The organism is Pseudoalteromonas amylolytica, from assembly GCF_001854605.1.
GTDB classification, from domain to species: Bacteria; Pseudomonadota; Gammaproteobacteria; order Enterobacterales; family Alteromonadaceae; genus Pseudoalteromonas; species Pseudoalteromonas amylolytica.
The window spans coordinates 40,841-61,154 of the sequence record NZ_MKJU01000032.1; the positions used below are offsets into that span (position 1 = coordinate 40,841).

The window sequence follows — 20,314 nt, forward strand, 5'->3', positions numbered from 1 at the left end:
ATATTTATGTTTAAGGCCATTACATTTTTATTATTTGCTTTAATGAGCATGGGCTCACTCGCTCAAGGCATTGATAAACCGAGCATTGATTTTAAATCATTGCAAAAATCAAACTGGACAAAGCAAGAGTTAGAAAATGCATTGCTCATCAAAGATTTTGTGCAAAGCCTAATGAATAATCACGATTTTGATTATGTTTTGGCACAGTACAACAACAGTGCGTACAAGCAGCACAATCGCAACCTTCCAGATAAAATGACGGGGTTAGTTGGTTTCTTGAAAGATTTTGTAGAAGATTATCCCGAATATTCTTACGACGTTAAGCGCATTCTTGTGGATGGTGATTTTGTGATCTTTCACTCTCACGCCACTTTATACGAAGACGATAGAGGCAATGACCAAAAAGGCATGAATATCATTGATACTTGGCGAGTTGAAAACGGCCGCATCGTCGAGCATTGGGACTCAATTCAAGCACTGGATGGCTTTATGCGCTTTTATTCACTGATAAGCGGTGGAACCATTCGTAATGACAATAGCGTGTTTTAAGCCGTATTGAATTTGTATGAGTAAAGATGTGGTGAAGTAGCACAAAACTCGAAAAGGAAACCCCAAAAGAGTTTAACGTATACGCTCGCCACGGACTGATTAGCCGACGCAGGAAGAGACTGGCTCGTCGTTTTCGCTTACACCTTGATATTAACCAGCACACATGGACTGATCCGATTTCGCCAACAACAAATTGACTAAAAAGAAGCTGATACAGGTTCTTCCGAGGACGAAGAAAGCATGGTCGCTCACCAAATCAAAACGCTGTTGGTTGAAGAAAAACGCTTTTTAGAGCCCTGTTTGCGTGTTGTAGACATTGCACGGGAGTTAGATGTACCTGAATACCGTATTCGCACTATTTTGCTCAATCATTTCAATGCCAAAAACTTTAATCACTACGTTAACCAAATGCGTATCGAACACGCTAAAGCACTGTTATGCGCGCTTGATAAATAAGATTGGTCAGTTCTGGTTGTGGGGATTGAAAGTGGCTTTGCCTCTGCCGTCCCATTTACACGCGCTTTCAAGGAGTTTACAGATTGCACACCCGGGCAGTAGCGCAAGCAAAACCTAACACCGCAGTAGTGCCTTTAACCAAGGCTTGCGTTGGTAGTCAGTGGAACAGGACTTGCTTTACTCTTAGCTAGATAAGCCTTAACTTGGTCTATCAGAACTCATTTGAGGTTTTGCGACTGGGTGAGTGTAAGAGCTTTTCTTCAAAGCGTGAACCTGAAACTCTGTTGGGTGGCGCCTTTGGCTTAAGCAACCGGCCTTTTGACATAGGCCGATTAAGTGGCAAAGCCATGCCACCCGACAAAAATGATAAATTTGCACTTAGAAACAACCCGACTAACCGCGTTCAAGGTTTCAAGTTTGAGTGCCAGTCCTACATCAACGTTTAATAGGTCTTAGCTCCAGGAATTTCTCTATCACAATCAACTGCTGCTAGATAAGATATAGTTTCACCATTAATAGTAGTTGGCGGTAAAGTACCTACCTCATAGCCCTCGATACTAGTTTGCCAAAGCTGAAAAAAGTCAAATTGGTCAAACGATGTACTTGTAACGAGCTTTTTACAATCACCTGTTTTATTGAATACATGATCGCCAACAAAAGTGAAATATTTACTTATATCATCAGCTGAAGCGGAAGGTGCTAAAATAAAAATTGAAAAGCAGAGAATAAACTTCTTATACATAACAAGATCCTTTTTTATGGAAAAATTGTAAAACTAATACACAGCCCTGCAACCTGCAAAACTGCAACAACAAGCATACAAAAAATCAACACCAATGAAAATAGCAAACTATTCTTTTGAGAGACTGCCGCTTACCGACAGCGTTTGTTCTGGTTGTGGGGATTGAAAGTGGCTTTGCCTCTGCCGTCCCATTTACACGCGCTTTCAAGGAGTTTACAGATTGCACACCCGGGCAGTAGCGCAAGCAAAACCTAACACCGCAGTAGTGCCTTTAACCAAGGCTTGCGTTGGTAGTCAGTGGAACAGGACTTGCTTTACTCTTAGCTAGATAAGCCTTAACTTGGTCTATCAGAACTCATTTGAGGTTTTGCGACTGGGTGAGTGTAAGAGCTTTTCTTCAAAGCGTGAACCTGAAACTCTGTTGGGTGGCGCCTTTGGCTTAACCAACCTTTTGACGTAGGTTGGATAAGTGGCGCAGCCACGCCACCCGAAAAATGATAAATTTACTTAGAAACAACTCGGCTTACCGCGCTACCTACCACCTGTAATGCTTTTAAAAGTACCTTATCTGTGCCGTTTTGAAAGTCATCCCAACGGGTGTTAACCAACACATCTGGGTAGACGGCATCCGTTTCTTCATCAATAAAGGGGTAGTAACGCACAGACAAACTTAACTGACGGCCTGAGTTGGGCAACGCAAACCGATAGCTTTCAGAAAAAGTATTGGGGTCGCCTCCTGTTGGCTCGCCAATGATTTTGGCATTAAAAATTTGTCTAAATTGAAGCACATTACTCATTGCTGCTGAAAACGTGTGGCCGTCGGTCAGTAGTGCTGTTCCTGCCAACCAATCAAACTGCGGCAGCGACTGAAGACACGAAGAAAATGCCAGCCCAGTGTAAAAGCTTCCCCCACTATTTCCTCGAAAATCAATGATCAATTTAGTTGCTTTACTGTTGGTTAAGCGGCTTTTAAGCGCATCACATTGCGCCATTACGTCTTCATATTTAGGGTATTGAGTGAAGCGAAAATAAGCCGTGTCATTATTGATAAAAGCTAATTGGATACCTGCTAAATTGATGTTCTGAAAATCAAGCTTGGGAGTTTTTACGCTAAATGTATGGACCACTTCACTAAATGCTTGCATTGAAACGGGTGAAACATGTGTATTGGTGATTATACTGCCTCTACGTGTGGCAAATTGTGCCGGTTGTGAGTCAATCACAACGCCCAACCCTCGCAGCAACTTTTCCAGCGTGAGGTAAAACTCAAATCGTACTGTTTGACTGTAGCGGTTATCTACCCCGGGCAAATAGCTACCTAACAACTTATACAACGCCGACACATCAATGCCATTAATACTCACAAGCTCACTGCCAACCAAATCACGATAATTCTTTGAGCTTGCAATAATGATGAGTTTGTCCGCAAAGAATTTCAATCGAAATGGGTAGTGTTTGTGGGGGCCTGACATCATAAAGTAGTTTGAGTGGCCATCACCAATTGAGGCCGTAATTCCCATCAGCCTAGTCTCAACCTCTACCTCTGAGAGTAAGGGAAGATCTTTTTTAAGCTTGTCTATCTGGGCGTCAAATTCAGCTTCAGGTAGGGTATGAAAAGGAGAAATATGCTTAGTTTTTACTTTCTCTTTATAAAAATCAATATCTTGCTCCCAGTATTGCATTTTAGCCCCTGATAATGCGCTGGCATAACAAGGAATAAAAAGTGCCCAAAAGGCGCTCATTAGAGACTTCATTACTATTACATTCCTTTTGAAAATTTTGACGGTGACACTGAAAATTGGCGATAAAAGGCACGCCGAAAGCTATCATAACTACTGAACCCGACTCTTCGGCTTATCTGCTCAACACTCATGCTCTCATCCCCCAATAAGTCTCTGGCGAAGTTAAGTTTCATCTTTTTAAAATAATGACTTGGAGTACAACCTAGGTGTTGCTTAAAGAGCCTAGTTAATTGCCGCTCACTAAGACAGAGCTGCTCAGACATCTGAGCGACAGTGATATGCTCATTCACTCTAGCGCTAAGCCAATCAAGTAGAGGCGATAATTTTAGGCTCTGTGCAGATTGAATTTGTAGAATATCGGAAAACTGATTTTGTGAACCAGAGCGCTGGATGTAAACCACCAGCTCTTTGGCAACTTTTGCGGCGATTGAATTGCCGTGGTCTTCTCTAATAATTGCTAGCGCAAGGTCGACACCCGATAAAACACCCGCTGATGACCATTTATTGCCACTCTTTACAAAAAGCGGTTCACTACAGACTTCTTTGCTAGGGTTTTGTGTTGATAATTCACTACAATGACGCCAATGAGACGTCATAGTCATATCCTCGTGAGGAAACAACTTAGCCAAAACAAATGCACCTGTACAAATGCTTATCACCCGCTTTGCACTGTTGGCTATTTTGCGCAGCTGTTGATTCTGTGTTTCAGTCAAAGTGAGCGTCCGCATGCCGGCACCGCCACAAATAATTAAGTCATCGCATGATATTGGGTCGTCAATGGAAACATCAGGAAGTAACTGCTGACCATGAGAAGTTTTGATAGCACACTCATCAAGCCCCAACAATTTTGCCGAATACGCTTTAGGGACAAAGGAGTTGGTTTCCATAAACGCATCCAATGGGCCAAACAAATCTAAAGCCTGAAATTCATCCGCAATAAAATATAGCTGTTTTATCGTCATACCATCCTCCGAAAAACAAAGTATAACCCGACAGAGCCTGTCGTTTTTATCATAATTACGACATAAACAGACATTCTTTCAATTTGATTATTTACCGTTATATCGGCAAGAATCGAATAGTGAAAAAAGTATCAGGAAATGTGTGTTTAAAGAGAAGACTCATCAATAATGCGCAAATTATTGAACCTTTTACTCTAATTGCCGCTTAAATGTGTCTCTTTTGACTAAATTGCCATCAGCTAATTCTAAGACATCGTCACTGGGCTGAATCAATTCACGATGATGGGTTATCATTATTATTTTAATGCTCGTCGATAAGCTGCGTAATAAGCTCATTAACTCATCTTTATTTTTGCTATCTAAAGCGGATGTTGGCTCATCTAACAATAGCACTTTTGAACGGCGCAAAATTGCCCGAGCTATGGCAAAACGCTGCTTTTCACCACCAGAAAATTGATTATTCTGCTCTGAAACTATTCGCTCTAGGTCATAATCTATACTTGCTAGCCACGATTCCAAGCCGACAGATTTCAGTAATTCAAACAATTTGTCATCACTGATTTTTTCATCCAAACCCAGCGTTAAATTCTGGCGAATACTTGCATGTAATAATTTAGGTTCTTGGTCTACCCAAGCAATACCCCTACGAACCGACTTAAGGTCATAATGATTTAGTGTTTTTCCGTTAATCAACACGTGTGTATGCGTTTCTGGATAAAATCCTAAGAACTGATTGAGCAGTGTACTCTTACCACTGCCACTTTCACCTAGCACGACTGAAAGCCCTTTAGCTGAAAACTGGTAACTTACATCATTTAAAATATGCTTGCCATCACGGATAAAATTTAGATTTTTAACTGACAGCTGAGCTATACCCTCTAATAAATAGCCCGTGGTACTCTCTTGTGGTATTCGGCTTATTTCTGACAAGCGACTGGCTGAACCAATTGCTTTATTTAAACTACTGAAAAACATCGCCATAGACATCAGCGGGAACGCCAATCCAAATAGGTAGAGTAAAAAAGCCGTAATTGTACCCAGCGTAATCGATCCATGCTTTAACCAGTACGCCGAGAAAGACAAAATGGCAATCATGCTCACCATTAAAACAAGGTTTGAAATAGGACCAATGAGCGATATTACTTTAGTACCCTTCATTTCATGGTGTAAACACGTCTGTAATAAATCTTTAGACTGCTTGTGAAGGTGCTCCCCTGCATTATGGGACTTGATTAGGTGTCCATATCGCAACCACTCAGTTACGTGCTTTAACAAACTAGCCTCGGCGCCTAGTGTTGCTTTCCCAACTTGATTCATCATCAAAGCAATTGGTGTAATTAAAACAAAACCGATAACAACACTTGAGACCAATACAAGTGTCAGCCGCCAATCCAGCACCAACATAATGATAAGCACCGCCAGTAATGAAATAACACCACTTAATAAACCTATTAAATCTTCGGCTAGCACAGTTTTAACTTCTTTAGTGTCATTAACCACACGAGCACTAAGTTCCGCACTGTGCTCAGAGTCCAGCCCTACACTTTGACCATTTAACAAACGTCCAATTAAGCTATAGCGAAGTCGCAATGTAATGCCGTGTCCGAGCTTACCGCCGTACCAACCCAAAGTGGTTTCGAAGATAGCAGCAAGCAGCGCAATGCTAACCAACCCGACAATAATGCTAACCTCTATGCCATCTTGACTGATGGAATCGACCAGATAGCTTGAATATAGGGGTATGACTAACTCAAGTGAGGTCGCAACAAGCACCAAAAGAGCTAAATAAACAAATGACTTATTTGAAGGTCTATGCGGCGATAACAACTTCCACAGTAGTTTTGAGTCGTCCTTTGACTTTTTAACGTCTTCCATCAAGATCCCTAAGTGTGAAAAGCATGTCTAAATAAATACCAGCCAGCAGCTCTCTAATCCGCTACCCGTTTATAGCTAAATAACTTATCAATTGGCTCGTTAACTTATCTGAGTTGCTTACGAGATATTAACTTGGGAACAAATTTTTTTGCAAGCTGCTTGTTATCATTCTCAGGAAAGAATAACTTTTCTAATAACGAGACACTCTTTATATTCCAACCCACCCTTACAAGCCACAAGGTGAGTTGAAATTTAAGCCCAGAGTGCAAAGTTACATGGGATCTAGGGTTAGCAAGACTCGCTTAGAATTCAAAGCAACTTGGCATGAACGGTGAATAGCAGCCATCTGCACCTGCCCTTCTTGCCATGCACTGCCTTTTAGCAACGCGACATCAAATGCATTCAACTGATTCACACTACTTTCGCTATAAAACCCATTGTGTACGGCGGTTTTTAGTTTGAGCGGCGCTTGCATATTTGTGCACTGATGAATTGCCTCACTCGGCAACCACTGCGTGCCCTCACCCAGATAAGTGTTTACCAAGCGGACCGGTATTTGATCAACATGGAGTTTTGGGCACATTGCGCTTGATAGTGGCGCTAGACGCAGCCCTACACTTTTACAGCCAAATAGACAGGTGAGCATGTCTGATAACAGATAAATATCTTCTATTACTTCTAACTTGCCAATGCCATTGGGCAGCGCTGCGTCTAAATGCGCTTTTAACGAGTTCATGGTAAATACGTTACGAATTCCTAAACCGAGCGAACTAAACACAGCTTCAAAATAGCGGTTAATTATAGGGTTATTCTCACGCTGCCAGATAGCGACACTGATATCTTGAGACACAATCTCAGTGAGTGACTCCGGTGATGAACTCGACGCCCAACTCTGTAGTAACAACTGCTTTGCAAGGGCCATGTTAGTACTCCCACACTGGAAATGGATCTGGCAGCTTTGCCCAAGCATCGCTTCCTTGGGCAAGCACTTGGTCAGATAACAAACAGTCATTTAACTTGCGAATAATATCCTGCTCATCTAGATCTTGCCCAATAAATACTAGCTCTTGTCGTCTATCTCCAAATGGCTCAACCCATTGTGCTTCAATGGATGCTAAAGATTCTGGGTCATCAGGCCATTGAACTTTTGGAACGCCATGCCAAAACAATCCCGCCGCGCCGTAGTGCGCAATGCCACCCGCTTGATTCCAGCTGCCAGCAAACTCGGGGCGAGTTGCTAGCCAAAAAAAACCTTTTGAGCGAATTAACTTTCCAGCAATCTCTTTACTGTGTAAGAAGTCATAAAATTTCTGCGGATGAAACGGACGCCGTTCACAAAATGTGAAGCTCCGAATGTCATATTCTTGCGTTTCGGGTAAATGCTCGCCTCGCATTTCTTTAAGCCACCCAGGCACCTGCTGCGCTTTCTCAAAGCTAAACTTTTTAGTGTTTAAGATTGCTTCTACAGGCACATTCCCGTGCTGTATCGCTATTTGTTGTGCTTCGGTGTTTAAGGTTTTTAGGATTACCTTGAGTCGCGCAAGCTCTGCTTTAGACACTAAGTCTGTTTTACTGATCAATAGCACGTCGGCAAACTCAACCTGCTCCACCAGTAAATCAGTAACGCTACGCTCGTCTTCTTCGCCGAGGCTCTCTCCCACATCTTGTAAGTATTGTGCTTGTTCATAATCATTTAGAAAGTTCACCGCATCGACAACTGTCACCATAGTGTCTAGTATTGCTATATCAGATAAACTGACTCCCTGCTCATCGGCGAACGTAAAAGTTTCCGCAACGGGTAAAGGTTCAGATATTCCAGTAGATTCAATGACTAAATAATCATACTTACCCGCTTTAGCCAAACGGTTAACTTCTTCAAGCAAGTCTTCTCTAAGCGTACAGCAGATACAGCCATTACTCATTTCAACGAGCTTTTCTTGTGCACGGTTGAAGCTGACTTCATTTTGAACCGTTGTAGCATCAATATTAACGTCACTCATGTCATTAACAATGACAGCAACTCTTAACCCTTCTCGATTATTTAAAATATGATTCAATACCGTTGTTTTACCCGCACCTAAAAAACCTGACAGTACGGTAACGGGTAATAAGTTTTTGGTGTTTAACATAGCCATATGATTCTATCTAGCAGTATAAATTGGAGACGCTAACGTTGAGCATTAGTGATCTCTAACACTTCAACTAATGTTATATTATATCATATCGCAAATAAAGCATAAAATGACCGAAGGGCCATTTTAATAATCAAGAAGTTTGCAGTAGGCAACGCGTGAATGTCGTCGCAGCCTGAAGAAGGTACTTTGCTAAGAATAACTTAGGCAAGCCAGTCAGCACATTTTCCTGCTTTTGTAATACATCATGGTTTGTTGAACCGGATACCGATAAATAACGGCTAAACTGGTGAGATTAATGATCCATACACAGGTTGCATAGAGTGGCTTTAGCTTATGATAATCAAAGTAGCCTCTGGCAGTTAACTGAATCAAAAGCACAACGAGCATAAGCAGTGTAAGGGTTACGCATCGGTGTGCAGCCCAAGACATTGCACAACCTCGCAATAAATGTAACAACAGTACCGCAATGACAAACGCGCACGAATTCACCATCATTGCAAGGTAAAACATTCTTATTGCAGGGAGCCTGTCAAACGCTAAGTTTAGAAAGTAGAAACCAAACTCAGAACCGATAACATGAAACATGAATGTACACACGGCAATGATAAAGCACGAATGCATTTCATGAAGTTCACGAGAGACCATGTCTCGCTTAGTTGCAAAAAACAGTGACCACTTATGACGAGGAAACTGTGTGACCAAAAACCAAACTATGGCTAAAAACTCAAATCCCTTGACGACCCATCCAGCTCGATAAAAAAGCTCATTAAGTGTCATTAAACGTAACCTGCTTAGATTGCAGCACGAGGTTATGAGTGTTGTTCTTTGTCAAAAAGGAGTAACAAATGAGAACAAACACACATAGCTCACATACTAATTGTTGTAATTTTATTACTCAAGAAAGAGTAATAAAAATGGTGAGTAAGCTCACCATTTTAAATAAATGATATTTTGCGCTGCTAAATATGCTAAGCCATCGCATATTTTTCTCTAAAGTAACCCTTTAGACAGCGAATTGGGTAGGTGCATAGAGCCGTGACAACCATTAAATTACACATCCACCCGCCCATTCTGTACATAGAGCTCAGTGCATGATAATCATAATATCCTCTTGCTATCAATTGCATTCCTAACAAACTTATATAAACAAGCGTTGTATACATACAAATGCGAGCGGTTGGTGAGAAGGTGCATCCACGTACCAAATGTAAACACACCAGTATCATGGCGAAAGAAAACTGTACTATTATCCCACAGGTATAAAACAGCTTGATTTGATCTACCTTATCCATGGTTAAAGATAGCGTAAACTGGTCAACTTCCGAACCTATTAAATGGAAAACCAACACACTGAATGCAGCTAAAAAGCAAGAATACAACTCATGATGATGTACCGAGGATAGATCCTTTTTTTGACCAAAAAACAGCTTCCACCTCATTGTGGAGAACTTATGCAACCAAAAAAGTACTATTAATAGCTCAATTCCTTTTAGTACCCAGCCTAAGCCATATAAAATATCATTCATGTGTCATCCTTTATATTGATTCCTAACAGCTATACGTATACTGAGTTTCGCAGTCACGCTTTTGAGCTTGCTTAGGTTCTGTTGTATCACCTGTACCAGCGGCAGCAACTTGCTGAGCCTGTACTTGAGATAGTTCTTTTAGTTTTTTAGCTTTGATTTTTAGTGTTATTGAGGTTTTCATTATCCAAATCCTTACTTTAAGGGATATTCACCTCACCTAAGCATTAAAATGTTAACTCAGAGTGCACAAGGCAGCAACATGATGTAAATTTGAGTGAGTTGCAAAGGCTTGGTTTATCCAAAGTTATTAATATATTCATACCTGAACAGCCGACTAGCTGAACTCACAGGTGTTTACATGTTACTTTCTAAACACCACTTCAACAAATAATTTAGTTAAAATGTATGACGGATAAGGTAAATGATTGTAACAAACCCTTAATAACGCATCTAGCAGCAAGTGTTTAAATTTACCAATGTCAGAACTTTTGATCTCAATTAGAGGTCTGTTTATGGTAATTTACCATATTTAAAATGACTTCAAATTCCTCGTCAGGTAATTGAACCATGGATACACTGCTAAAAAATCAATTTTACAAACTCAAAGATTATCAAATTATGCTCATCGGCTGGGCGCTTATCCTCACTGTAGTCTGTTTAAACTGCACAGTTCATAGCTTGCTGATAGCCAAAGAACGTGTTGATATTGCTTCATCCATCGTTTGGTCACTACAGAAGTTTGGCGTGTGGCTTGTCATGACACCTGCGCTTTGCAATGCATTTAACAACGCTCGTTTCACGTCTCAGTTTAATAAGTATTCTGTGGTCGGATTATACGCCATTGGGTTTGCACTTGCGGTCAATACGGTACTTGATATCACACTGGAAAAGATCTCCTGGCAAGAGAGCCTATTTTATCAATGGCATCACCATGTTATCGCTTATATCACCATCATTCTGGTGTGGCAGCTTAAGCACACCATTTTTGAGCGTAATACAGAGCAACACAGTGAGCTAGAAAACACCACTGCTCAGCCTGAAAATGAGCAGTTGATTGAGCATGAGCATGACACGCTTACCATCGATGATAAGCACATCACACTAATGGATATTTTATTCGTTAAGGCGGCAGGAAACTACATTGAAGTTGTCACCCACTCCAAAACCCACCTTTTACGCAGCACCATGAAAGAACTTGAAACCTTGCTTCCTACCGAGCAGTTTTTTCGCTGTCACAGATCTTATTTCGTAAATTTGATTCATGCAAAAACAGTCATAAACGAACGCTCCGGTCATGGCCAAATTCAGCTTACAACAGCACAACAGGTACCTGTTAGTAAAGGCAAGCGAAAACACGCACACGCTTTGGTAAGCCATTAATCATAAGGCTTAGGGACGAATGGCAAAGCAGCTACCGCAGGTCCCAAAAGGCCCGCTATTGGTCCCCTAAGGGTAGCTTCCAGATATAAAACTCAGTAGCGTCTTACACTCCGTTAGTTAAGGAGCAAGTATGAATAACAATCTATCTCTTAGTGTTACCACCAGAGCCATGCATTGGCTGGTTGGCTTTACTATGCTGGGCCTTATCATGGTCGGCTTTTATATGGTTAATCTTGAAGTCTGGGCACTGTATCCTATTCACAAAGCGTTGGGCGTATTAGCGCTGTTACTGATTCTGCCAAGAGCCATTTATCGTGTTAAACGAGGCTTTCCAAAGCCTGTAGACGGTGTTTCCCCCAGCAATCAAAAGCTAGCTCATGCTGCACATTGGCTGCTCTTGCTTGGCACGGTTTTGATGCCCGTAAGCGGTATGCTGTACTCAGGGTTTGGTGGCTATGGTATTAATATATTTGGCTTTCATTTGGTGGCAGAAAACATTGTAGGCGATGAGATCGTACCTTTTAACGAGACTATCTTCATCATTGCTAAAAATGCTCACAGCCTGATTGGGTATGGCCTATCGGCACTGATAGTGGTGCATATTGCAGCAGCGTTCAAGCACCATATGGTAGATAAAGACGCAACACTTAGCAGAATGCTGGGTAAAACTTAACAACTCCAGTGTTCTTATCATTGCTCAATTGGGGGACACAGCCATAGTGCCCCTTTAGGCTTCAAGCATAACCTCAATATGCAGGCCAAAAATGGCCTGCTGTTGTTCTGTATCTTAATGATTGTTTGAGTAACTTATTTTTAAGCTCTCTATCGCACAGCCAAACTTTGTTTTGTTGACGCGCAGGTAGCGAGTGCTGTCATCTGCTAGAAAAGCAAAGTTAAACTTTTCATGCTTGGCCTGAGCTTGCTGTTGTTTTGCCAAACACATAGCCTGAGTCAACGAACGCAACTTGGCATCCTCCAAAATACCAGCAAAGCGCTGCTCTGGTAACGCTGGAATATTAATATCTGTCAGTGCCTTTGCCAATGTACGTTGGTGAATAGAAAACCCGTCTTGGCCCACATCTACAAACGTGCCACTGGGCCAATATGAGTAGCTAAACGATTGAGGTGAAATACTTTTAATATGTACCACGCCGTGCTTACCGACCACGGTCATCACTTCCCCTTGCGCAGAACGGATCACCACAAGCGCTGTGGTTTCATCTACACCAAAGCCAAATCTTTGTCCTGTATGAGCCAGCAATGTCGCTAAACGTACTGAACGGTTTCGTTCACTAAAATGTGTATCAAGAATACCAAAATTAAAGGAACCTAGTCCTCCATCAGCTTGATAAGTAAGCGCATCACCGGATAAGCCCTGCTGACAATCTTGAATGCAGCGTGCACTGGGCGCGGCCACAGCATGTACCCCTTGCTCCATTGCAGCTACACTAGTGCCATTAGTGATCATGGCAACCTGTCCAAACTGGTTTTTACTGCCACTTTGTACTGCGGTTCCTGCACTTGTACCTATCAACAATGGACGCTCTTTAATCGTTTGAGTCCATGGATATGGCTTGCCTTCGTCATCAAATAGAACCTGCTTGGTCAAGCTTTGGTCGCCACCGTTAAACATAATTCCAGTTGCCGAGGCAATCAGTTTGACTAAATGTGCGACCCCTTGCTCACATAATTGCTGCTCAGCCTTGACTCTGTCTGTATAGATAGCCTCGCGGTTATAGGCTTGCATAACTTGTGTTCGAAGCTCACCGAGCGCTTTACACTGGCCGGATGTTATCGCTTTGGCAAGTGCTGGAGTAAGTGGCAACCACGTAGCTTGAATGCCTGTTTGAGACAGTAACCCCTCATAAAAGTCTGCTGACTCGTATGGATCTCTACTCGAAGCGGTAACAGCTAATAGCGACGGAGACTTAGTCGCAACACTGGCCGATGCCTTGATAAAATTCAGTATATCAACGCTTGCTGGCTCCGCGTTATGGTGCGTAGCAACTTGTTCTTTAATGCGTCGGCCTTGCGCATCCAACACCGGGACTTCTAGCATATCCAGTACAAAATGATATTCGGCATCGCTTAACTGATTAAGCAACTGGTTATTCGTATCACGCCAAGCCCACAACAAACGTTTTTTACTGAGTGTTTGTGTATGCTGGTTAGCCATTTTTGAGAGCAAATTGAGTATTTTCGCTTTATGGGCAGTATTTTTACTTGGCCATTGGGCGTCGACTTGCTTAATGTTGGCTTCGGTTATCTGAAAATTACTTGCTGATTTGCCTTTTGGTACACCTTTATTATTGCAATTTTTAGGACTCATACTGGAACACGTTGTCAGTGTCCCTCCGATTAAAACTAAAGTTTGAGATTGCTGACTAGCCAATAAATGCTGTGAAAAAGCAGAAAATAGCATAGAAATACAGGCTAAAGTAACTGTTCTAAAGCCACCGCTTATTGCAGTATAATTTTTGTTCATCACCTTCTCGCTCGTGCTGAGGTTAAAAAAAGTACTTGCAGACACAATTATGCCTTGCTATAAAAATAAGGAACTTTAAAACGCGAGTAAGCTAGCACTGTCTTGTTAGCTTTGTCAAAAACCTTAGTTGGATTGGAATTATGTTAAAAAAAGCCACATCGCTTTGTACATATTTCTACTCACCTCACTACCTTTCGGAGTGGTTTGACGAGTAGCCAACACCTCACAACGTCATTGTTTTGTGGGGGGCTATTTGTATTCATGCATCACTGCCCTGTCTGAATAACCATAATAATTGAGCTTTGGCACCTTTGCGCCTGCTCGATAAAGACATAAAGGTAATCCGTCATGTTTCGTCGATTAACTATTGCCGCGGCAATCAGCGCTTCGCTGTGCCCGGTTGCGTCTGCGTATGCACAACAAGAAAACGAATTAGAGAACATTGAAAGAGTAGAAATTACAGGCTCACGCATCAAAGGCGTTGATCTGGAGGGAAGCGTACCGCTTACCGTATTGGACCAACAAAGCATTAAGCAATCGGGTGCCAATACTATTTTTGAACTATTGAAAGACTTGTCTGTACTCAAAGGGGGCAATGGCACTTTTTCCACTTCTGAAAGTGGTGGCACGTCGACTTCAACCCCAGCGGGTCAATCGGCAGCTAGCCTAAGAGGCATGGGGCCATCTTCCACGCTCACTCTGATAAATTCACGTCGTGTTGCGCCTAGCTCATTTGCCGCAGGCACTGAGAACTTCGTTGATATTAATGCTATTCCTCTGGCCGCCATTGAGCGTATTGAAATTTTAGCGACCGGGGCATCTGCAGTTTACGGCGCCGATGCGGTTGCCGGTGTTATCAACTACATTCTTAAAGATGATTATCAAGGTGCTGAAATAAATGCGTCGTATGGTGATAGCACAGATAGCCATGATGAGAGCAAAAAACAAATTAACATGCTGTATGGCACACAGATCGGCGATAGCCATCTCAGTGTGTTTTTAGACATGTATGACAGAAATGCTTTTAAAGCCACTGACCGCAGTTTTAGCGCATCACCTAACTTGGTCAATTCATATTCTTACTTGCCAACACTTGAAAATTCACCAAATATTTATTATTACAGCAGCCGAGATGGTAACGAGCTGCCAGCTCCAAATTGTCAGACTCCGTTAGTGACAACCGAATATGGTGAGCAAATCTGCGCCTACTATGGTAATCAACACGATTATCTCGAAACGCCGTTCGAAAGTGTTTCTACCGGCTTCATGTTTAACTCTCAACTCGGTAAGCTTGACTGGCATACAGACTTTTTCTACAGCCAAACCAAGTCGCAGGCCTATTCATCACCGGCACCAATTAATCAACTAGATGACAGCGATGGTCCATACATCCTAGAAGACGCCCTGTTTATTTATGATCAGGCCGATGGCAGCAACGCACTGATGGATCAACTCTACATCGATCCATTCACCACACAAAGTGGCAAAGAAGTTTGGGGCTTTGCCTTTGATGCGCGCTTTAACGACCCTAGAACTGTTGAAGTAGAGACCAAGAACTTCAGATTAGTCAGTACATTAGAAGGTGAAATAAACGATTGGAGCTGGGAATCAGGGGTAACTTTTTCACGCTCACGCTCTGAGCAAGAGGCAATTGCTGGTGTATATAATCGCTACCAATTTCATGGCGCAATCACTGGAGAGCTGTGTTCAGACGGCTCGTTGGCAAGCTTTGATGGCCAAAACCTAAACTGCCAAAGTGGCGAATTACTGCCATTTTACAACCCATTTATACAAAATGATGCCAATAACGATGCTGTGCTAGCCGTTGCGCAAGCCCGTCCAACTCGCAGCGGGGAAAGTACCGTATACGCGTGGGATGCCAATATCAGTGGCGAAGTATTTACCTTCAACGAACTACCAGCCTACGCCTCTTTTGGTGTTGAAGCTCGTAAAGAGGAGTTAAGCGACATTCCATCGACTGATTCACAAGCTCAAGCCGACAAAGAGTACCTTGTTGATGTGTTTGGTTTTGGTTCATCTTTATCACGTGCTAAACGTACGCAATACGCCGCATTTGCCGAGCTCAGTGTGTCAGTCACTGAACAAATCGAGTTGCAACTGGCTGGCCGCTACGACCATTATGATGATTTCGGTAGCACCTTTAACCCTAAAATTGGCGTGAGCTTTCGCCCATCTGACTCACTGATTTTAAGGGGTTCATGGTCTACTTCGTTCAGAGCGCCCTCTCTCACGCAAGCTGGTGTCAAACTGAGAACGACAACATCATCATTTGACTGTGGTGCCAACCAAGCTGTTTCAGAACTTTATTGTATGGGTGATGGAACACAAGTGAGTGTAAACTCACTTGAGCTCGGCAACCCTAATCTAAAAGCTGAGGAATCTGAAGCTCTGAGCTTTGGCGTGGCTTGGAGTCCCAGCATAGACACCAATGTTACATTGGACTTCTGGCACTTTGATCACGAACAAGTGATAGATACCAATATGACGGCAGTGCTAGATCGGGCCATGACGGATGCGTCACTGCGCCACTGTGGATTGGTGCCTGACGGCGCGCAAGGTATTTCTTATGAAGCGCAACTATGTGACGTTACAGACAGCAATGGTTTAAACATCGAACAAGATGGTGCTGATCTTGGGCAGATCTTAATGGCATACATCAACACCTTTGAACCGCGTGACAGTGAGCTGTTTCTCCCACTTTATCGTGACCATGTGATCCCGCTTGAAAACACAGGAACACAGACACTTTCTGGGCTTGATTTTAAGCTAGATCACCGCTTTAACTTCGATGCAGGCGAACTTACTCTGGCATTAAACGGTACACACTACTTGAAGTTTGACCGCAACAAGCCAGGTTCTGATTCATTGGAGAAACTTGTAGGCAGCTACCAATACCCTCGCGATATTGTTCGTATGTCGATTGATTGGAACAGCGAAGATTACTACATCACACTTGGTGCAAATTACACCAGCAGCTATGAAGACGACATTGAGGGACTCAGAGGCCGAGAAATTGGCGAACTAGAAAAGTTAGGTGTTTTGAGTGCTGAAGGTGGACGTGAAGTGGATAGCTTCTTAGTATGGGATCTCTCTGCGGGTATCGATGTTAATGACAAGCTCACTCTCAGAGCGCGTGTTGACAATCTATTTGACAAAGAGCCACCGCGTGTTTATGGCTCTGCTCGAGGATTTGATTCTATCAATCACAATGCCTTTGGCACCCGCATTACCCTAAGCGCGACTTATCGTTTCTAGCTAGGTACATGGGTTTAGCTCTGTGTACACTATGCTCATATTTACAGTGGCTTTACTAATTTAGTAAAGCCACTGCACTAATTAGTCGTTGTCAGCGCTTGCATCTGAGCAAGTTCGCTGGTCAATACTTTGCGCTTGAAGTGGAATTATGAAAACTAAAAAATTTATCATGCCTGATGCAAGTATCATCTTGCTGACGGTCGCATTTGTTGCCTATATAGCTTCTTTGCTGATCACACCGGGAAAGTTTAACGTTGAGGATAAAAGTCATTCCGTGGAACTCTCCCAGTATCAAACCGTTGAGGGAGTTCAGAGCGCCCCAATTTTTGCTGAAGGTGGCAATATTGGTCTCGCCAATGTGTTATTTGAGGGCCTTGTTACAGGTGATAAGTATGGTGCCACCATTGGCGTGATGGCCTTTATCTTAATCACAGGTGGCGCTTTTGGCATCATCATGAAAACCGGTGCGATTAATAACGGCATCATGGCCCTCATCAACAAAACACAACGCATTGAATGGCTGTTTATCCCACTACTATTCACCTTATTTTCCCTTGCAGGTGCAGTATTTGGTATGGGAGAAGAAGCCATTGCTTTTTGTATCGTGCTTTTACCCATTATGAAGCAACTGGGCTACGACGCCAAAGTTACAGTACTTACTACCTATGTGGCGACGCAAATTGGCTTTGCCACTTCTTGGATGAATCCGTTTAGCATCGCAATTGCTCAGTCTATCGCGGAAATCCCTGTTTTTTCAGGTGCTAGCTTTAGAATGCTCGCTTGGTTGGTGTTTACTTTGTTTGGCCTAGGTTTTACTGTGCGTTATGCCAATTCAATAAAGCAAAACCAACTAGATACACCTGTTGGTTCTGGCGAACATACACCGCTGGATATATCTGACAAATTAATACTATGCACATTCGTGCTCGGTATGGTGTGGGTAGTATGGGGCGTGATGGCAAGACAATACTATATTCCCGAATTAGCAGCTCAGTTCTTTTGTATTGGTCTATTCAGTGCGGTGATCGCTAAAATGTTTAACAAGCTCAGTGCCAACGACAGTGCTGACGCATTTAAACAAGGTGCTCAGGAGTTACTTCCTGCTGCGATGCTCGTTGCGCTTGCCAAAGGTGTTGTGTTGCTGCTCGGTGGCAGTGATCTCAATGCCCCCTCAATATTGAATACTCTGCTTTTTCATAGTGCTAGTAGCATAGCGGCCGTTCCCGATGCCGTCGCTGCATGGGGCATGTTGTTATTTCAAAGCTTATTCAACTTTTTTGTATCGTCTGGTTCTGGGCAAGCTGCGATTACTATGCCGCTTATGGCTCCACTCGGTGATTTACTCAATGTTTCAAGGCAAATAGTAGTACTTGCTTTTCAACTAGGTGATGGACTGACCAACATCTTTATTCCAACCTCTGCCAGCCTGATCGGCTGCTTGGGTATCGTAAAGCTAGATTGGGGTGAATGGGCTGCTTTTATTTGGCGATTTACACTTGCGTTATTTGCCCTTGCCAGTAGTTTTATTTTCATCGCCTATTTCATTAATTATCAATAAAAAGAGCTATCTATGTTAACTCTTATTCAAGGAGCAGACTTATACGCTCCTACAGCGCAAGGTAAAATGGATGTGCTGCTGGCAGGTTCAAAAGTCATCGACATACAGCCTGAGATCAAGCTCGATGGCAACACTTTGGTCAAAGTAATTGACGCACGCGAGCACATTCTCGCACCAGGCTTTGTTGACTCTTTAGTACACATTACCGGTGGTGGCGGTGAGGCAGGTTTTGCCAGTCGAACACCAGAAATGGAGCTTACCGACGCAACTTTAAACGGCATCACCACTGTAGTTGGGGCTTTGGGCACCGACTCTAGTAGCCGTACCTTAAGTAACCTAATAGCCAAGGCTAAGGGGCTCAAGGAACAAGGCCTAAATGTGTTTTGTCATACCGGATCATACCACCTCCCAGCTAAAACCCTTACTGGAAGCATCACTGATGACTTAATGTACATTGAAGAGTTCATTGGGGTTGGTGAGGTCGCAATCTCTGATCATCGCAGTAGCCAGCCCACCGCACTACAGCTTGCCCAGCTAGCGGCGCAGGCTAAGGTTGCCGGAATGCTCAGCGGTAAAAAAGGCACAGTGAGCATTCATGTTGGGCCGCAAGAAACCTATTTATCTTTACTGCATGAGGTTTCGAAATGTAGCGATATTAATTTATCTGCATTCTACCCAACACATATGAATCGTAACAAAGGATTGCTAGATGCAGGCATTGATTTTTGCCGTGGTGGCGGTCATATCGACTTTACCGCTAGCACCACTGAATATGACCTTGCACATGGAGAATATGCGGCCGCACAAGCACTGGCATATTGTTTAGCACAAGGCGTCGATCCAAATCGTCTGACCATTAGTTCTGATGGCCATGCCAGCTTACCGATTTTTGATGACACACTTAATCTTGTTGGTTTAGAGGTCGGCAAAGAAGCGTCACTTCATCAAGCATTTGTGCAGGCCGTACAGGAGTTTGATGTTGCCATCGAACATGCCCTAATGGCCATTACAACCAACCCCTCACAGGTACTGGGGCTTAAAAAAGGCACCATCAAAGTGGGTAGTGACGCAGATTTGGTATTGTTAGATAAGCAGACACTCGCCCCCATACATGTTTGGAGCAATGGCCTACATATGGTCGAAAACAGCAACGCTATCGTTAAAGGCTTGTTCGAATAACCTCTCCCCAGTGAGGTTAGCTTAAATCGCCCACCTACTTGGTGGGCATTTTTTGTGGGTGTTGTGCCACAAGTACATCGAACTTTTGTCTATCACGCGCTAAAACAAAAAGCTCAGCCTGTTGTGTATCATCTAACTCACGCAGCCAAGCAACTCCGAACCCTGATGTTGCACCAGATATCACTATTTTCATCGCGGTGTTTTCCCTAACGTAATCAGCTTACCAAGTCATTACAAGCTTCAATGTAGCTAATTTTGCAACACAATAAAACAACAATATGAAAACAAAAAAGATGTTAAGTGGAATGTTTTATGAGATTTAAATAAAGGTGTGTGTTTTAGAAATATAAACTGTATCACTCACTCTATGTCACTGACATAAAAAGTGAACGAAGAAGTGGCGTCCCCTAGGGGATTCGAACCCCTGTTACCGCCGTGAAAGGGCGGTG

General features: G+C 42.9%; 18 protein-coding genes and 1 tRNA gene (1 of these 19 only partly in view). 7 read left to right on the top strand and 12 right to left on the bottom strand.

Translation table 11 applies throughout. The annotated features are described in order from the left end of the window. Window positions 1-6: 6 nt before the first annotated feature. Window positions 7-549 (top strand): nuclear transport factor 2 family protein, encoded by a 543-nt coding sequence (locus tag BET10_RS18535; protein WP_070987201.1) that lies wholly within the window; start codon window positions 7-9, stop codon window positions 547-549. 240 nt (window positions 550-789) lie between these two features. After that, on the top strand, window positions 790-1,005 hold the full coding sequence (locus BET10_RS18540; protein WP_070987203.1) for a helix-turn-helix transcriptional regulator: 216 nt from the start codon (window positions 790-792) through the stop codon (window positions 1,003-1,005). A gap of 442 nt (window positions 1,006-1,447) precedes the next feature. Here BET10_RS18540 and BET10_RS18550 read toward each other — a convergent pair whose 3' ends face one another. From BET10_RS18550 to BET10_RS21630, 9 genes are all read right to left on the bottom strand, one after another. After that, window positions 1,448-1,747: a hypothetical protein gene (locus BET10_RS18550; RefSeq protein WP_070987207.1), complete on the bottom strand. Its 300-nt coding sequence runs from the start codon at window positions 1,745-1,747 to the stop codon at window positions 1,448-1,450. 503 nt (window positions 1,748-2,250) lie between these two features. Further along, on the bottom strand, window positions 2,251-3,501 hold the full coding sequence (locus tag BET10_RS18555) for a S41 family peptidase (protein ID WP_070987209.1): 1,251 nt from the start codon (window positions 3,499-3,501) through the stop codon (window positions 2,251-2,253). Window positions 3,502-3,506: 5 nt separating this feature from the next. After that, complete coding sequence (locus BET10_RS18560; RefSeq protein WP_070987211.1) at window positions 3,507-4,451, bottom strand: GlxA family transcriptional regulator; 945 nt, start codon at window positions 4,449-4,451, stop codon at window positions 3,507-3,509. Window positions 4,452-4,640: 189 nt separating this feature from the next. Beyond that, window positions 4,641-6,326: an ABC transporter ATP-binding protein gene (locus BET10_RS18565; protein ID WP_070987213.1), complete on the bottom strand. Its 1,686-nt coding sequence runs from the start codon at window positions 6,324-6,326 to the stop codon at window positions 4,641-4,643. 271 nt (window positions 6,327-6,597) lie between these two features. After that, window positions 6,598-7,248: a DUF1826 domain-containing protein gene (locus BET10_RS18570; RefSeq protein ID WP_070987215.1), complete on the bottom strand. Its 651-nt coding sequence runs from the start codon at window positions 7,246-7,248 to the stop codon at window positions 6,598-6,600. 1 nt (window position 7,249) lies between these two features. Beyond that, window positions 7,250-8,455 (bottom strand): zinc metallochaperone GTPase ZigA, encoded by a 1,206-nt coding sequence (gene zigA, locus BET10_RS18575; RefSeq protein WP_070987438.1) that lies wholly within the window; start codon window positions 8,453-8,455, stop codon window positions 7,250-7,252. 219 nt (window positions 8,456-8,674) lie between these two features. After that, the gene (locus tag BET10_RS18580; RefSeq protein WP_070987218.1) at window positions 8,675-9,238 is read right to left on the bottom strand and encodes a hypothetical protein; all 564 of its coding nucleotides are present in this window, start codon (window positions 9,236-9,238) and stop codon (window positions 8,675-8,677) included. Window positions 9,239-9,429: 191 nt separating this feature from the next. Further along, a complete protein-coding gene (locus tag BET10_RS18585; RefSeq protein ID WP_070987220.1) occupies window positions 9,430-9,987 on the bottom strand; it encodes a hypothetical protein in 558 nt (185 codons plus the stop codon). Between the two features lie 22 nt (window positions 9,988-10,009). After that, on the bottom strand, window positions 10,010-10,168 hold the full coding sequence (locus BET10_RS21630) for a hypothetical protein (RefSeq protein WP_170829181.1): 159 nt from the start codon (window positions 10,166-10,168) through the stop codon (window positions 10,010-10,012). Window positions 10,169-10,554: 386 nt separating this feature from the next. Between BET10_RS21630 and BET10_RS18590 the strand changes: the two genes are divergently transcribed. Both BET10_RS18590 and BET10_RS18595 read left to right on the top strand, forming a co-directional pair. Beyond that, window positions 10,555-11,367 (top strand): LytR/AlgR family response regulator transcription factor, encoded by an 813-nt coding sequence (locus BET10_RS18590; RefSeq protein WP_070987222.1) that lies wholly within the window; start codon window positions 10,555-10,557, stop codon window positions 11,365-11,367. Between the two features lie 130 nt (window positions 11,368-11,497). Then, complete coding sequence (locus tag BET10_RS18595) at window positions 11,498-12,040, top strand: cytochrome b (RefSeq protein WP_070987224.1); 543 nt, start codon at window positions 11,498-11,500, stop codon at window positions 12,038-12,040. Window positions 12,041-12,154: 114 nt separating this feature from the next. On the opposite strand, the gene BET10_RS18600 is transcribed toward BET10_RS18595, so the two are convergent. After that, a complete protein-coding gene (locus BET10_RS18600; RefSeq protein WP_240503716.1) occupies window positions 12,155-13,696 on the bottom strand; it encodes a cyanophycinase in 1,542 nt (513 codons plus the stop codon). 504 nt (window positions 13,697-14,200) lie between these two features. On the opposite strand from BET10_RS18600, the gene BET10_RS18605 reads away from it, so the two are divergent. The 3 genes from BET10_RS18605 to iadA all read left to right on the top strand — a co-directional run bounded on the left by BET10_RS18605 (window position 14,201) and on the right by iadA (window position 19,865). Continuing rightward, the gene (locus BET10_RS18605; protein WP_070987226.1) at window positions 14,201-17,128 is read left to right on the top strand and encodes a TonB-dependent receptor domain-containing protein; all 2,928 of its coding nucleotides are present in this window, start codon (window positions 14,201-14,203) and stop codon (window positions 17,126-17,128) included. Between the two features lie 148 nt (window positions 17,129-17,276). After that, on the top strand, window positions 17,277-18,686 hold the full coding sequence (gene yfcC, locus BET10_RS18610; protein ID WP_070987228.1) for a putative basic amino acid antiporter YfcC: 1,410 nt from the start codon (window positions 17,277-17,279) through the stop codon (window positions 18,684-18,686). 12 nt (window positions 18,687-18,698) lie between these two features. Then, window positions 18,699-19,865, top strand: coding sequence for a beta-aspartyl-peptidase (gene iadA / locus BET10_RS18615; protein ID WP_070987230.1), 1,167 nt, complete (start codon window positions 18,699-18,701; stop codon window positions 19,863-19,865). A gap of 34 nt (window positions 19,866-19,899) precedes the next feature. On the opposite strand, the gene BET10_RS21635 is transcribed toward iadA, so the two are convergent. Together BET10_RS21635 and BET10_RS21690 are read right to left on the bottom strand one after the other, a co-directional pair. Continuing rightward, window positions 19,900-20,058, bottom strand: coding sequence for a hypothetical protein (locus BET10_RS21635; RefSeq protein ID WP_170829182.1), 159 nt, complete (start codon window positions 20,056-20,058; stop codon window positions 19,900-19,902). A 205-nt stretch (window positions 20,059-20,263) separates the two neighbouring features. Beyond that, a tRNA-OTHER gene (locus tag BET10_RS21690) sits at window positions 20,264-20,314 on the bottom strand (it continues 96 nt past the right edge of the window).

What these genes read in the sequence shown, in the direction of transcription:
- BET10_RS18590 (WP_070987222.1), top strand. Translation starts at nt 10,555, where the DNA reads ATGGATACACTGCTAAAAAATCAATTTTACAAACTCAAAGATTATCAA.
- BET10_RS18550 (WP_070987207.1), bottom strand. Translation starts at nt 1,747, where the DNA reads ATGTATAAGAAGTTTATTCTCTGCTTTTCAATTTTTATTTTAGCACCT.
- BET10_RS18560 (WP_070987211.1), bottom strand. Translation starts at nt 4,451, where the DNA reads ATGACGATAAAACAGCTATATTTTATTGCGGATGAATTTCAGGCTTTA.
- BET10_RS18565 (WP_070987213.1), bottom strand. Translation starts at nt 6,326, where the DNA reads ATGGAAGACGTTAAAAAGTCAAAGGACGACTCAAAACTACTGTGGAAG.
- BET10_RS18605 (WP_070987226.1), top strand. Translation starts at nt 14,201, where the DNA reads ATGTTTCGTCGATTAACTATTGCCGCGGCAATCAGCGCTTCGCTGTGC.
- BET10_RS18555 (WP_070987209.1), bottom strand. Translation starts at nt 3,501, where the DNA reads ATGAAGTCTCTAATGAGCGCCTTTTGGGCACTTTTTATTCCTTGTTAT.
- BET10_RS18595 (WP_070987224.1), top strand. Translation starts at nt 11,498, where the DNA reads ATGAATAACAATCTATCTCTTAGTGTTACCACCAGAGCCATGCATTGG.
- BET10_RS18580 (WP_070987218.1), bottom strand. Translation starts at nt 9,238, where the DNA reads ATGACACTTAATGAGCTTTTTTATCGAGCTGGATGGGTCGTCAAGGGA.
- yfcC (WP_070987228.1), top strand. Translation starts at nt 17,277, where the DNA reads ATGAAAACTAAAAAATTTATCATGCCTGATGCAAGTATCATCTTGCTG.
- zigA (WP_070987438.1), bottom strand. Translation starts at nt 8,455, where the DNA reads ATGTTAAACACCAAAAACTTATTACCCGTTACCGTACTGTCAGGTTTT.
- BET10_RS18535 (WP_070987201.1), top strand. Translation starts at nt 7, where the DNA reads ATGTTTAAGGCCATTACATTTTTATTATTTGCTTTAATGAGCATGGGC.
- BET10_RS18600 (WP_240503716.1), bottom strand. Translation starts at nt 13,696, where the DNA reads ATGAGTCCTAAAAATTGCAATAATAAAGGTGTACCAAAAGGCAAATCA.
- iadA (WP_070987230.1), top strand. Translation starts at nt 18,699, where the DNA reads ATGTTAACTCTTATTCAAGGAGCAGACTTATACGCTCCTACAGCGCAA.
- BET10_RS18570 (WP_070987215.1), bottom strand. Translation starts at nt 7,248, where the DNA reads ATGGCCCTTGCAAAGCAGTTGTTACTACAGAGTTGGGCGTCGAGTTCA.
- BET10_RS18585 (WP_070987220.1), bottom strand. Translation starts at nt 9,987, where the DNA reads ATGAATGATATTTTATATGGCTTAGGCTGGGTACTAAAAGGAATTGAG.
- BET10_RS18540 (WP_070987203.1), top strand. Translation starts at nt 790, where the DNA reads ATGGTCGCTCACCAAATCAAAACGCTGTTGGTTGAAGAAAAACGCTTT.
- BET10_RS21630 (WP_170829181.1), bottom strand. Translation starts at nt 10,168, where the DNA reads ATGAAAACCTCAATAACACTAAAAATCAAAGCTAAAAAACTAAAAGAA.
- BET10_RS21635 (WP_170829182.1), bottom strand. Translation starts at nt 20,058, where the DNA reads ATGAAAATAGTGATATCTGGTGCAACATCAGGGTTCGGAGTTGCTTGG.